The sequence below is a fragment of the Flammeovirgaceae bacterium SG7u.111 genome (genome assembly GCA_034044135.1).
Taxonomy (GTDB): Bacteria; Bacteroidota; Bacteroidia; order Cytophagales; family Flammeovirgaceae.
In genome coordinates this window covers 4,257,985-4,271,984 of sequence record CP139021.1, presented here as the reverse complement: position 1 = coordinate 4,271,984, position 14,000 = coordinate 4,257,985, and the positions used below count along the sequence as shown (strand labels likewise).

The 14,000-nt window shown below is 42.1% G+C and carries 11 protein-coding genes; 7 read left to right on the top strand and 4 right to left on the bottom strand.

Annotated features, from left to right (window positions below; all coding sequences use genetic code 11):
• Positions 1-65: 65 nt before the first annotated feature.
• From R9C00_16710 to R9C00_16700, 3 genes are all read right to left on the bottom strand, one after another.
• Entirely contained in the window at positions 66-1,220 is a 1,155-nt protein-coding gene (locus tag R9C00_16710) for a N(5)-(carboxyethyl)ornithine synthase (protein ID WPO33345.1), read from the bottom strand.
• Between the two features lie 364 nt (positions 1,221-1,584).
• Positions 1,585-3,204, bottom strand: coding sequence for a M1 family aminopeptidase (locus R9C00_16705; protein WPO33344.1), 1,620 nt, complete (start codon positions 3,202-3,204; stop codon positions 1,585-1,587).
• Positions 3,205-3,245: 41 nt separating this feature from the next.
• Positions 3,246-3,971 carry a thioesterase gene (locus R9C00_16700; GenBank protein WPO33343.1) on the bottom strand — a complete coding sequence of 242 codons (726 nt, stop codon included), beginning with the start codon at positions 3,969-3,971 and terminating at the stop codon, positions 3,246-3,248.
• A 162-nt stretch (positions 3,972-4,133) separates the two neighbouring features.
• On the opposite strand from R9C00_16700, the gene R9C00_16695 reads away from it, so the two are divergent.
• On the top strand, positions 4,134-4,562 hold the full coding sequence (locus tag R9C00_16695; GenBank protein ID WPO33342.1) for an RDD family protein: 429 nt from the start codon (positions 4,134-4,136) through the stop codon (positions 4,560-4,562).
• 72 nt (positions 4,563-4,634) lie between these two features.
• On the opposite strand, the gene R9C00_16690 is transcribed toward R9C00_16695, so the two are convergent.
• On the bottom strand, positions 4,635-5,870 hold the full coding sequence (locus R9C00_16690) for an ABC transporter permease (protein ID WPO33341.1): 1,236 nt from the start codon (positions 5,868-5,870) through the stop codon (positions 4,635-4,637).
• A 137-nt stretch (positions 5,871-6,007) separates the two neighbouring features.
• Here R9C00_16690 and R9C00_16685 point away from each other — a divergent pair, with 137 nt between their 5' ends.
• The 6 genes from R9C00_16685 (at position 6,008) to moaA (ending at position 13,940) form a co-directional block, all read left to right on the top strand.
• Positions 6,008-7,267: an asparagine synthetase B gene (locus R9C00_16685; GenBank protein ID WPO33340.1), complete on the top strand. Its 1,260-nt coding sequence runs from the start codon at positions 6,008-6,010 to the stop codon at positions 7,265-7,267.
• 189 nt (positions 7,268-7,456) lie between these two features.
• Positions 7,457-9,787 carry a GH92 family glycosyl hydrolase gene (locus R9C00_16680; protein WPO33339.1) on the top strand — a complete coding sequence of 777 codons (2,331 nt, stop codon included), beginning with the start codon at positions 7,457-7,459 and terminating at the stop codon, positions 9,785-9,787.
• 232 nt (positions 9,788-10,019) lie between these two features.
• Positions 10,020-10,877 (top strand): methylated-DNA--[protein]-cysteine S-methyltransferase, encoded by an 858-nt coding sequence (locus R9C00_16675; GenBank protein ID WPO33338.1) that lies wholly within the window; start codon positions 10,020-10,022, stop codon positions 10,875-10,877.
• A 32-nt stretch (positions 10,878-10,909) separates the two neighbouring features.
• Entirely contained in the window at positions 10,910-11,512 is a 603-nt protein-coding gene (locus tag R9C00_16670) for an alpha-ketoglutarate-dependent dioxygenase AlkB (protein WPO33337.1), read from the top strand.
• A gap of 162 nt (positions 11,513-11,674) precedes the next feature.
• On the top strand, positions 11,675-12,787 hold the full coding sequence (locus R9C00_16665; GenBank protein ID WPO33336.1) for a lactonase family protein: 1,113 nt from the start codon (positions 11,675-11,677) through the stop codon (positions 12,785-12,787).
• Between the two features lie 163 nt (positions 12,788-12,950).
• The gene (gene moaA, locus R9C00_16660; protein ID WPO33335.1) at positions 12,951-13,940 is read left to right on the top strand and encodes a GTP 3',8-cyclase MoaA; all 990 of its coding nucleotides are present in this window, start codon (positions 12,951-12,953) and stop codon (positions 13,938-13,940) included.
• Positions 13,941-14,000: the final 60 nt, after the last annotated feature.

The following is a 14,000-nucleotide window of genomic DNA, read 5'->3' as shown; positions in this document are numbered from 1 at the left end:
ATGCTAGCCGGACCGTTAGTAAGAACATGTTTGAATTTTACCTATTTTGCTTGAAAGCCTAAATATTAAACAGACTCTAACTTTACCAAATGCGGATAGGATGTTTCGCGATGCTGGAATCGAAGAATACCTTCTTTGACAATCACACCTTCATCTATATTTATGGCATTTTGGATAGTCGGGCTTTTTTTCCAAGTTTCCCGCCCTGTAATTACGGAAGGTAGGTGCACGATGAGTGCAGCGGAGATAGACCTAGAAGCACTTTCCCAAAAATAACTGGGGGTATGATCTACGGCATAGTAATCAATCTTATCAACGGGTATGATTGGGTTTTTGAACGTAGTGGGTTTTGCAAAATAAAATCCCATTCCCTCGTCACAGCTCACATCAATGATAAGTGAACCAGGTTTTAGGCTCGATTTTTCATCCTCGTTCACATAATTGATCGGGTCATCGGTATCTTGATATGTTCCGTTAATGATAATTTCAGATTCATGGATCAAGTCCAATAGGGGGCGTTCAGCACCATCGTGTTCCACTACCAATAAGCGTGGCTCGCCAGCCTTGCCCTTCCTTATTCGTGCATAATGAACATCCAACACTTCTTCCCTTACTTCATGGTCGGGGCGTTGGATACAGATCGTGATATCCCTGAAGCCATGAGCTTTTAAGGCGTAAATAGCTCCCCTACTCACTGCGCCAAAGCTGAATATGATCACTTTTCTTTGGTTTCCATAATGTCCGTCAATCCCTTTGAGCTGGAGTGCGTGGATGACGGCACTGTAGCCAGCCATTTCATTGTTCTTGTAGAAGGTATGCCTGCCTACTTGGCCGTTCGGGTGCCAAACATACATATCCTCAAAAGCGATCAGTGTTAATTTTTTATCTATAGCTGTTTGCGTAATTTCCATCTGCTGGGCACAATGAGGATACCCCCACAGAAGACCACCAGCCTTTAGTTCTTCCAGGTCGGATAGGATTGGTTTTGCCATAATAACTGACCCGATATCGGATAGGATTTCGCTTCGTGTAGCGATACCACCTGTTAGCTCACTAATTTCCTCATCACCGATGTTGAAAGGAGCACCATAGCCTTTTTCAAAAATGAGTTGGCGGCGAATGTGTTCTGGAAGTCTTTTTAAATGTTCGGGATGGAGGGGCACGCGTCTTTCATCCACTTTTTTTGAGGTGCCAATAACACCCATAGTTAATAGAGTCATGTAATTCTCTTTTGTTTGAAACGGATCGCGCAGATTAATGAGAAAGGCAAAGCGTCAGAATAAATTCTAATGGAGGGTTACTTCCAAGTGGTCAGGCATTAAGTGGCCACACGAGTATCATTAATCAAATATGGGCTCAAGGAAATGGGAAGCCTTGGTAATTCGCTAGTATTGAGCGAAAGGTTGATTAGTATCAACGGATAAATAATCCAGTGTTAAAGGTACGCTTTTTTAATTGTCTTCTCTGGTTTTATGAAAGTAATTGGTTCTCAATGAGCTGATTAATGAAAATAAAAAAAGGTTGTTTCATTTGTTCATCAAATAAAACAACCTTTTCTTGCTCCCAAGCAAATATTTGAAAGACTTAAAACCTTCTTTTTTCCGTGCTTCCTTCAAAAAGCAGGTTGGTATTTGGATCTAGCTCGATGCTGATTGTTTTGTCATCCATTGGGATTTCGAATACTTGTGAGCCTTCTTTTACTTCTAGTTTTTCCACCTTGCTTTCTCCATTCTTAGCTGTGATTTTTACTTCAAGAGGGAAAACGAAAATGGTGCTTCCCGGCTGGGTTTGTTCCGTTTTTAGTTGAACCACCTTGTTTTTCGCATCGTATTTCCAAAGGCAGTTGAGCACGGGATGCCCGGGCGTATAAAGCCATTGCTTGAAAAATGTTTCCAAGTCTTGCCCCGAAGCTTCTTCCATTACTTTTTGTAAGTCTTTTGTATGGGCGTTTTTGTTTTTGTAGGTGGCATAATAGGTTCGAGCCCCAGTCCAAAAGGCTTCGTCGCCAATTTGCCTGCGGAGCATGTGAAGCACCCAGCCGCCTTTTTGGTACGAGTTGGCATTGAGCAAAACCATATAATCACTCACCAATGTGTCAACAACGGGCGTTCCTCGTTGTTTGGCAAATTCAAGAACCTTTGCGCGTTGCGTTTCTAGTTGCTTGTCCAGCTTGTCTTTCCCGTAGGTAAACTCTAAGTAAAGGTTGGTGAAGTAGGTGGCAAAGCCTTCGCTGAGCCAGATATGCGCCCAGTTTATTTCGGAAACGGAGTTGCCAAACCACTGGTGGGCAATTTCGTGGGCAAGCAACGATTCAATTTCCCTGTTTCCGGTCACAGAGTTTTCAAAGTAAAAAATATTGCTGGCGTTTTCCATTCCGCCAAACATGGTTTTTGACTGGACATTGGCGAGCTTCTCGTATGGGTAAGGGCCTACATGATGATGGAAGAAATTCAATATTTTTTCGGCTTGTGCATAGTCGTAAAATCCTTCTTTTTTGTTTTGGGGAAATACCCACGATTCGAGCGGAATGCCGTTGACATCTCCTAACTTTTGGATGGCAAATGGGGCAACGCCAATCACCATCACCTTGGTAGGGATGGGAATAGACTGGTGCCAGTGGTAAAGTTTGTTTTTGGACCCTATGTTGGTTTCTTCCACAAGTAACCCGTTGCCAACCACTTGGTAGTGAGCAGGTGCGGTGATGATAAAATCGACAGTGGCTTTATCGGAAAGGTGGTCTACGCAAGGAAGCCAATGGCGGCCGCGGTCGGGCCAGTTGTCCCCAAAAAAGGTCCTGTCCCCAAATTTGTTTTCCGAGATTACGAGCCCGTTGGCAGGAACTCCACTGTATTCAATATTTACCGTTGCTTTGCCACCCGCCATAAATGGTCTGGGAGCTTGGATGCGGATCCAGTCATTTTCATGTTCCCATTCTACCTTTTTTCCATCGAGCAAAACTTCTTGAACCTTCATGCCTTTTCCGGCAGTATCCAGACTGATCAGGTTGAGTGCCAAGGTGCTTACCGATCCGGTGAAACTGATGGAAATATTCGCCTGCCCGGCAATGCTATTCGTGCTGTCGTTGAGCTGGAGGTTGAACTCGTAATGGGTAACGTCCATTTCGTGATGGCGGGGGTAGCGGTCTTGGGCAAAAAGCTGAAAAACAGCAAAAAGTAATAATGTGAATAGTTGTAGTTTTTTCATAGCTAGTGGTTGTGAATAGCTAATATAAGTCTTATTTCTGATCAGATTTTTACATTAGCCCGCAAAAGCTCTTTGCCATCGGCTGGGCGCACAATTTTGACCGCAAATGAGCCATCTTCCAATTTGCCCGAAGATACTTCCAGCTTTTCCCCCATTTTGCTTTCGGCTCGGTAGCTGATGTCAATAGCTTGGATGGGTTGTTTTTCCAGCACTTCGGCGGGCAATGCTTCCATTATCCAGCGGAGGTAAACTGGGTTATTGGTATGCTTGAACAAATCCAAGTCTTGCCAGCCAACTTGAAGGGCGAAGCTGCTCGCTTGTTCTTTGTAGAGCGGAAGCTTTTTGCTGATGCGCTCCATAGGTGGCTCAAATTCAAAGCTTAGTTTGGACAGGAACTCGGGGATGGGCAAGATTTTCCTTGTGGAAATATTGACGAGCACCCAAGTGCTGGTGGCCCTGGCTAAGAACTCTCCCGCTTCGTTGTAAATACGGTAATCTCGGTAGAAATACAGCCGATCGTTGCCAGAGGGCCAAGTGCGAATTTCGATGGTTTCCCCTTGCCCTGGAACTTGTTCCCATTCTATCCTGAGTCTGAGCAAAATCCAGCCAAGGTCTTGCTCAAAAAGCGAATTGTGGGAAACACCCATTTTTTTGACATTGTAAAGTGCTGCTTCTTGGAAAAAACTTGCCAGAGCTTCTGGGGTCAGCCGGTTGTTGGCATCGGTTTGTGAAGTGATGATCTTGAATTTTTCTTTGTGTGGTTGCATTTGGCTAGGTTCTGGTTCAAGCCTTCAAGGTAAAAATTTGAGATGAATCTTACATCTTTCACCTATATTTTTTTTCTAGAAACATTGCCTGAATACATAATTTTAGCTAGGGTTTGTTCGTCTAAAACTTAAACAATTCTCATATAAACTAATCTTAAAAACATGACAGGCTCAGAACAATTACTTGACTACGAACCAGAAGTGCAAAAACTAGAGGACGCTTCTAATGGAAAAAGGTTTGTGAATTATTTGATAGATGTTATTTGTGTGTACGCTATTGCTTTTGCAGTAGGTGTTTTCATGGCGATTAATGGAGCTATTGGAGGATCAGAATTCTCATTTTACCTAGTTGGATGGATTGTCACTATTGTTTTTTACTCAGGTTTAGAAGGGTTTTTGGGAGGGAAAACAGTGGGTAAATATATTACTAAAACAAGGGTAGTGACCGAAGATGGAGAAACTCCGACATTTATAAATATAGTTGGAAGGTCATTTTGCCGTTTGATTCCATTCGATGCATTTTCATTTTTAGGAGAAAAGCCTGGAGGCTGGCATGACTCAATTTCTAAGACGAGAGTAGTATTGGACTAAGGTTTTGTATTAAAATAAAAAAAGGGTCGCAAACTTGATGTTTGCTGCCCTTTTTTCTTACTTCGGAAAACCTTATTCGTATCTCAAAGAGTCGATAGGATCGAGCTTGGATGCTTTTTTTGCAGGGTAGTAGCCAGAAAGTACGCCGACTATCACGCAAACGGTGAAGCCAAGGATAATCCACATCCATGGGAATACAAATGCGGAAGTGTCGAAAAGCAAGCTAACTAAGTTTCCAATGGCTATCCCTATCAAAATACCCGCTGCTCCGCCTAGTAAACAGATGGCGATAGCTTCTACTAAAAACTGTTCACGGATTCGGGAAGGGGTTGCTCCCAATGCTTTTCGTACCCCAATTTCTCTGGTTCTTTCGGTCACCGAAACCATCATGATATTCATGAGACCAATAGATGCGCCAAGAAGTGTAACCAAGCCTATAAGTGCTCCGCCAATTCTCAAATAACCTGAGGTTTCGTTGATGGAAGATGCCACCGATTCGCTTCGAGAGATTTCAAATGAGTTTTCTTTTCCGAGTTCATCTCTTCGTATAGTCCGCATGATCCCTGTAGCCTCGCCTATGGCAAAATCTACTTGGCCAGGGTCGTTCAGCGAAGTGGTGATGGTGTAGCGCAAATTAAGCATGGCAGAAAACCTATTGGCATTTACCACAGGAAGGAAAATAGACCGGTCTACCTGTCCGCTGCCCAGTCCGCCCGTTTGTTTTAATACCCCTATCACATTGTAGCGATAGCCTCTTATAGAAATGCTTTTGTTGATGGGGTCTACATTGTCAAAAAGTGTTTCGGCAATAGTTTCGCTTATGATGGCCACAGCGATGCCTAGCTTCAGTTCCATATTAGAAAAACCTCTCCCTTCACCTATGTCATAGCCCTTATTACTAAGGTAATATTCATCTATTCCATATATAATGGTATTAGGATTTGTCTTTTTGGAGGCATACTTTACTTCCGCATTGCCTGTCACAAAACAACTGAGACTTATTTTTTCTGCTGCATCGTATTTTGATTTGAACTCAATGGCTTCGTCGTAGGTAATGTTTTTCTTCCGTACGGATTGCGTTACTCCCTGTGACCTTCTGGACCTGTAGCGGATGTCTTTTATATCGAAACTATTTGCTCCCAAATCGGCAAGACCTGAGCTAATGGAAGACTGAATAGCATCTACGGCCGTTAGGATACCAACTAACGATGTTATTCCTATGGCAACAATAGCGGCGGTCAGGAATGTCCTTAGCTTATTGTCTCGAATAGATTTGAATGCTTCTTTGAAATTTTCAATGAAATTCATGGGAACAATATTTGAGTTCTTTGTTAAAAATGAACTTCTTCATTATACAAGAAACTTAAAAAAAATACTTTAGGTTATTGAAATACGCTTAATAATACTATCTTAAACAAATATCCTTAGAAGAAATTTAATAAAATATGAAAAAAGCGCTGCTTATAATATCCCTTCTATTTTCCTTAAATGTGACCAAGGCCGCTTTCTTATTAGTGCCTATGGATGAGTCGCAATCTAATCATTTAAAAGCTTATGGGGTAACATATTGGGTTCTAGCCCAAGATATGGAAGCTGAATGGTTATTGAATTACAGGGGCGGTAGCTTCCTGTTTGAGTACGTGAAGCCCTTTGAAAACGAGCTTATCATAAGAGGGGTGAGTTATGAAGTGATTTCCGATGCGCAAGCCATCCAGATTAAGCAGTTGATAGCAAGCCCGGAAGCCAATATGGACTTGATGAAACTTGAAGTTCCTCCTAAAATAGCGGTGTATTCACCAAAATCGAAGCAGCCTTGGGACGATGCGGTAACACTGGTTTTGACTTATGCCGAAATACCTTACGATGTAGTTTTTGACGATGAGGCAATGCTTGGCAAGCTGCCCGAATATGATTGGCTTCACCTTCACCACGAAGATTTTACTGGGCAATACGGAAAGTTTTTTGCGACGTATAGTCGACAAAAATGGTACATAGAGCAACAGCAAGAATTTGAGCGCTCTGCAAGGAAACATGGTTTTGAAAAGGTTTCCGAGTTGAAACTGGCCGTGGTCAAAAAAATCCGGGATTTCTGTGCCGGAGGAGGCTTTTTGTTTGCCATGTGCTCGGCTACCGATACCTACGATATTGCTTTGGCGGCAGAAGGTGTCGATATTGTAGATTATATGTATGACGGCGATCCTGCCGATAAAAATGCGCAATCTAAATTGGATTATACCAAAACATTTGCTTTCCAGAATTTTAGATTGAAAATGAATGCGTATGAGTATGAATATTCGGACATCGACAATCAGTCCTATGAAAGAGGTTTGACCGAAAACAATGATTTTTTCAGCTTATTCCAGTTTTCGGCAAAGTGGGATCCGGTTCCTACCATGCTTACGCAAAACCATCAGCTCAACATTAAAGGATTTATGGGACAGACTACTGCCTACAAAAAGCATTTGTTGAAGCCCGATGTAATTATAATGGGTGAAAATAAAAGCGCAAGGGAAGCTCGCTATGTACACGGAACGTACGGCAACGGAACTTGGACATTTTATGGAGGCCACGATCCAGAAGATTATAGGCACTACGTTGGTGAAGAACCAACCGACCTGAATCTTCACCCCAATTCACCTGGCTATCGTCTGATCCTCAACAATATCTTGTTCCCTGCGGCTAAAAAGAAAAAGCAAAAGACCTGAGAAATGGAACTTAGATGTTAGGTGAAAAATAGAATCTTAGCTTTTTGACATAATATAATATCCCAATGAACCCCTGAGTGTGGTTTTATTGGGATCTTTTTATGAGTCAAGAATCACAGAGGATTATCCTGACTTTTTTCTTTCTATGAGTATATTGGGGTTTTTAAACCACCACAAAGCCCACTTATTATGAAAATGAATTACTATATCCTTCTTTGGATGGTAATTATAGCATGTACACCTGAAAAGATAGAAGAAGCTGAAGAAGAACGAATTAGCCTGATAGACTATGTAGACCCGTTGATAGGCACGGGAAACGCATCAACTGAAAGTACCAAAGCACATAGTATGGCCAAGTCGGAAGCGAAAGGGCAGACGTTCCCAGCAGTAGGTGTGCCCAATGGCATGACCAACTGGACTCCACAAACTCAGGCCTCCGAAAAAAAATGCCTTTCTCCCTATTATTATACTGATTCAAAAATCCAAGGCTTTAGGGGGAGCCACTGGATGACAGGTTCTTGTACGCAAGACTACGGCAGCTTCACGCTCATGCCCATGACGGGTAAGCTGGTAGCTTCTGCTAAGAAAAGGGCTTCTTCATTTTCCCACCAGCATGAAAAGGTTTCTCCTGCTAGCTACGAGGTTTGGCTAGAGAGTTATGGGATACAAGCAAAAATGACAGGCTTGAGCCGAAGTGGCTTTTTTGAATTTGAGTTCGATGAAAATGGAGAGGCTTGGGTTGTGGTAGAGCCAAATAGCGATAAGGGCTTAGGCTATGTGAAAATCAATCCTGAAAAGCAGGAGATTTCTGGATATAACCCCGTACATCGGATTTACCAAGGCCAGGGGCTGGCAGCCGGGTTCAGTGGGCATTTTGTGTTGCAATTTGACCAGCCTTTCGAGGCTTTCGGAACTTGGGAACAGGATCAATTGGCAGAAGGGAATTTGGAGCAAAAAGGAAAAGGAAACAGTGTTGGGGCGTATGTAAAGTTGAAAGTTAGAAGAGGGGCAGTTGTGAGAGTGAAAGCGGGAACATCTTTTACTTCGGTAGAAAAAGCTAGGGAAAACTTAGAAATAGAAATTCCAAGCTGGGATTATGAGAAGGTGCAAGACGAAGCTACGGAAGAATGGGAATTGGCTCTGGCCGATATTTTGGTAGAAGGAAAAGACGAGCAGGAAAAAACGGTTTTTTACAGTGCCCTTTACCACGCTCGATTACTGCCCCGTGTGTTTAGTGATGTGGATGGGAGCTACCCTGCTTTTGATGGAAATACTGAAGTGAAAGTAGCACCAGATTTCGATTACTATGCTGACTTTTCCATGTGGGATACCTACCGGGCTTTGCATCCATTGCTCAATATTGTGGAGCCAAGGAGGAGTACGCATATGGCGCAGTCGCTGGTGTTAAAAGCTGAGCAAGGTAATTGGTTGCCGATTTTTCCCGCATGGAATAGTTACACAGCAGCCATGATTGGCGATCATGCTATCTCGATGTTAGGCGATACGTGGCTAAAAGGAAATGTAGGTTTTGATATTCGGAAGGCGTACAAATACATGCGAAAAAATGCCTTTGAGCACAATGCAGATTTTGAAGATTATAAACTAGGAAAAGGCAGGAGGGCATTGGATACGTACCTCAAATACAATTACTTGCCTATGGAAGAGCCCGTGAACGAAGCCTTTCACAAGAAAGAACAAGTTTCCAGAACGCTTGAATATGCGTATGATGATTTTGTACTTGCCCAAGTAGCTCGCTCGTTGGATAATGCCGAAGATTATGCTGAGCTAATAAAGCGGGCTGAGAACTACAAAAATGTCTATGATTCTAGTAGCGGGTACATGAGGGGAAAGCACGCTGACGGCAGGTGGGTAAGCCCTTTTGACCCCAATTCGCTCCGGGCAGATTTTATTACAGAAGGCTCTCCCAATCAGTACACTTGGTATGTGCCACACGACGTAGCCGGGCTTATTTCGCTTATGGGGGGGGAAGAGCCTTTCACCCAAAAACTCGATACGCTGTTTGAAAAAGGTTACTACTGGCACGGGAATGAACCTGGTCATCAGACCGCTTATATGTATGCCTATGCAGGGCAAGCTTGGAAAACCCAAAAGTATGTCCGCAACATCATGGCGATGGAATATGGCTTGGGAGAAGGAGGGCTGAGTGGAAATGAAGACAGCGGGCAAATGTCGGCTTGGTACGTATTTTCTGCTATGGGCTTTTACCCCGTTTGCCCCGGAATGCCCAATTATGTGCTGGGAAGCCCACTCTTTGAAAAAACAACGCTGAGCTTCGACGATGGAAGCGAGTTTGTGATAGAAGCAAAAAACAATTCTACTAAAAATATTTATATCCAATCGGCGACCTTGAACGGAAGGCCTTATGACAAAGCTTGGATAAGCCATTTCGATTTGGTAGCAGGAGGGGTGTTGGTGTTGGAAATGGGATCAGAGCCTAATTCAAGTTTTGGGGCTGCCGAAGAAAACCTGCCGCCCTCTATGTCCACAGGGAATTTTTAAGTTATACCGCTAGTAAATTGAATTGGGAAAAACTACTTCTATTTTCTTGGCGGCATATACTAAACAAAATGCTTTTGGTCCAATGAAATTCCTAAAGTATTTTTGTTTGGGTATAATTGATTTGAACCAATAAGCAGTAGTTATCTATGCTATAAGGTAAACTGAGCAAGTTTCGGATTTTATACTAGAAATTCTACCTCTACATTTGACCATATATTAAAAACTTGAAAAAATGAAAGAGCAAGAGTTGATCAATTATAACCGGATAGCGGAAGCAATAACGTACTTGCTGGAAAACTTCAAAAAACAGCCAACATTGGAAGAATTAGCCGAAAAAGTCCATCTGAGTCCTTTTCATTTCCAGCGGCTTTTTACTGAATGGGCAGGTGTAAGCCCAAAAAAGTTTTTGCAATACATAAGTGTCCAACATGCAAAGCAGGTATTGCATAATACAGGCTCAACTTTAATTGATACAGCTTATGATACGGGGCTATCGGGCTCAGGAAGGTTGCATGATCTGTTTGTACAAATAGAGGGAATGACACCAGGAGAATACAAAAACAAAGGTGAAGACCTTTCTATCAATTATAGCTTTGAGAAAAGTATATTTGGAAGTATACTAGTTGCATCTACCCACAAAGGTATTTGCTATATGGGGTTTTGCGATACTAAAAAAGAAGCATTCTTTGAATTACAAAAGCGATTTCCAAAGGCAAATTTTAGCCTTAAAACGGATGCGATTCAACAGAATGCTCTGAAAATATATTCCCAAGATTGGAGAGATATCAATATGATAAAGCTTCACCTAAAAGGAACTGCTTTTCAACTGAAAGTATGGGAGACCTTGCTAAAGATTCCTATGGGTAGTTTGGCAACATATGGAGACATAGCTGGTGAAATACAGAACCCAAAAGCATCGAGAGCAGTTGGGACTGCAATAGGAAATAATCCTATCGCCTATCTCATCCCTTGCCACCGGGTTATCCAGTCAACAGGCTTGTTTGGTGGGTATAGATGGGGCACCACTCGGAAAACTGCTATGCTTGGATGGGAAGCGGCACATGTTAATGCCGAGAGGGCAAGTTCATAAATGAAAAATACCGCAGGAAGAATCAAAGAAAGATGGATTTATTTAACACTGAACCGTACCAAAATTTATTGCCATACGACGGAGAGGTAATTTATTATGAACCGATTTTAAGTTTCCAAAAAGCGACTCATTATTATGAAATCCTAATGGAAACCGTAGCATGGAAGAACGACGAGGCGGTCATGTTTGGTAAGCGAATTATAACCAAAAGAAAAGTAGCTTGGTATGGAACTGAGCAATTTGGATATACCTATTCGAACACTACTAAAACGGCTTTGCCTTGGACAAAAGAGCTTTTGGAGTTGAAAGCAATGGTAGAAGAAAAAACGGGGGAAACTTTCAACTCCTGCTTGTTGAATTTGTACCATAGCGGCGAAGAGGGGATGGCGTGGCATTCGGATGGGGAAAGGGATTTGAAAGAACACGGTGCTATTGGTTCTTTGAGTTTTGGGGCTGAACGCAAATTCTCTTTCAAACATAAAGAAAGCAAACAAAATGTATCAATGGTACTGGAACAAGGCAGTTTGTTGGTGATGAAAGGGACAACCCAAACCCATTGGCTACATCGCTTGCCTCCTACCAAGAAAGTGAAAACTCCCCGAATCAACCTTACCTTCAGGACGATTGTGAAGTGAGGCTGATGCTTTAAATTCAACTGATCTTATTTTGGATTACCAAAAGGCTAGATGTTTAATAGGTAGCTAGTATTTTTTCTATTAAATTCGGCACGGAACAATCAAATTAATCAAATGCGCTACATTTATTATTCTTTTTTATTGATCAATATTTTTTCTTTGATGAGCATACAAGAAGCTAAGAGTCAAGATGATTTGCAGAAAACGTTGCTGTATGTAGGCACGTATTCTGTGAGAGGGAGCGAGGGGATTTATGTATATAATTTTGATGATGAGACGGGTGCTTTTTCTTTGCTACAGACTGTTGGTGGTGTTGTAAGCCCTTCTTTTATAGAACTTCATCCTAATGGAAAATTTTTATACTCGGTAAATAGAGGTGGAGTGATTCCTAACAAAAAATGGGGCTCTATTAGTGCCTTCACCATCAACCCCTCTAGCGGTGAGCTTTATGCGCTTAACAAACAAACATCTAATGGCGAAGGTCCTTGTCATGTAGCGGTAGACCCTGATGGCGATTATGTGTATGTTGGGAATTATGTGTCGGGAAATTTGGTGATGTATCCAATTAAAGACGATGGAAGTATTCGGGTTTCTTCTGACATGGTACAGCATGAAGGAAGCGGTGCAAATGAAAAGAGGCAAGAAGGTCCACATGTGCATTCGGTAAACCCTTCGCCAGATGGTAAGTTTATATATGTGCCAGATTTGGGGATTAATAAGATCAAAACGTATGCTCCAAACAAAGTTGATGGAAAGCTTGGCGAAGCAAAATCGGAAGCAGTTGCTGCTTCTGGTGCTGGACCTCGGCATTTTACCATCCACCCATCTGGTAAGTTTGCCTACTCGGCAGAGGAGCTGACTTCTACGGTGGGCGTATTTGCAGTTGATGAGGAGAAAGGAAAATTAACGAGTATTCAAGAAAATGTTAGTAGCCTTCCGGCTGACTTCAAAGGTGAGAGCTACAGCGCCGATATCCATGTCCATCCCAATGGTAAGTTTTTATATGTTTCTAACCGTGGGCATAATAGTGTGGCTATTTTTAAGATAGCCGAGGAAACAGGAAAGTTAGAGTTGTTGAAAACGGAGAGCGTATTGGGAAACTGGCCAAGGAATTTTATGGTCACTCCCAACGGAAAATTTTTGCTTTGTGCCAACGAACGCTCTGACAATATTGTGATCTATACGATCAATCAGGAAACGGGAATGCTTAGCCCTTTGGACAAACAAATAAAAATGCCTTCACCAGTTTGCCTGAAAATGCTTCATTTGGAATAAATTCATCATTTCAAAATAATTCAGGTCAGTTATGAAATTTCATAGCTGACCTTTTTTGTTCTAACCGAACAGGTTCAGATAATCTCGTGTTTCTACTTATATTCGCATTATTCAATTTCAACAGCTAAATAGCCTCGTTGGCTTTTTTTGAAAATAGATTCAGATGGAACTCATTGATAACCACGGAAGACCTGTTAATTACCTGCGTTTGTCAGTTACCGACAGATGTAATTTGCGTTGCTTTTATTGCATGCCAGAAGAAGGTATAAAGTATCTTCCTCAAAAGGAATTGCTTAGCTACGAAGAGATGCTCAGGATAAGTAGTGTTCTTGCCCAAATGGGAGTGAACAAAGTGAGAATTACGGGTGGTGAACCATTTGTGAGAAGGGAACTGATCAGTTTTTTGGAAAACCTTGTGGCTATAGAAGGGATAGATAAGGTAAGTTTGACTACTAATGGTCTGCTAACTTCTGCTTATATCGATAGGTTGAAATCACTAGGTGTTTTGGATGTAAACCTAAGCCTCGATACGCTGGATAGGGACCGATTCAAGATGATTACCCGAAGGGATGAGCTTTCCAAGGTAATGGAAACGCTTCATAATTTGTTGGAAAATGGTTTCCGAGTGAAGCTAAATGCAGTGGTGATGGAGGGGAAAAATGACGAGGATATTTTGGACTTGGCTGCTTTTACTATCAAACATAAAGTAGATGTACGGTACATAGAGGAAATGCCTTTCAACGGTGAAGGAGGGACGGATAAATTGCATTGGAATCATGTCAGGATTTTGGGAAACATAAAGGAGAAGTTTCCCGAGTTGGTTTCCTTGCCAACGCCTGTCTCGTCTACTTCTGTGGGATATAAAATTCCGGGTTCGGAAGGGCAATTAGGGATTATACCGGCTTTTAGCCGAACATTTTGCGGAAGCTGCAACCGATTAAGACTGACAGCGCAAGGCACGCTAAAAACTTGCCTTTACGATGACGGTGTGATGGATATAAAACAACTGCTCCGAAGCGGAGTTGATGATGAAACATTGAAATCAGCCTTTAGAGCTGCTTGCAACAAAAGAGCAAAAGATGGGTTTGAGGCAGAAAAAAATAGGGAAAATGCTAGCCCAATAAATGAATCGATGTCTACTATTGGTGGATAAATAGGTTGAACTATCTTACTCACTTCAGTGGGTGGAAGATGAATTACGTAGGAGCTTATC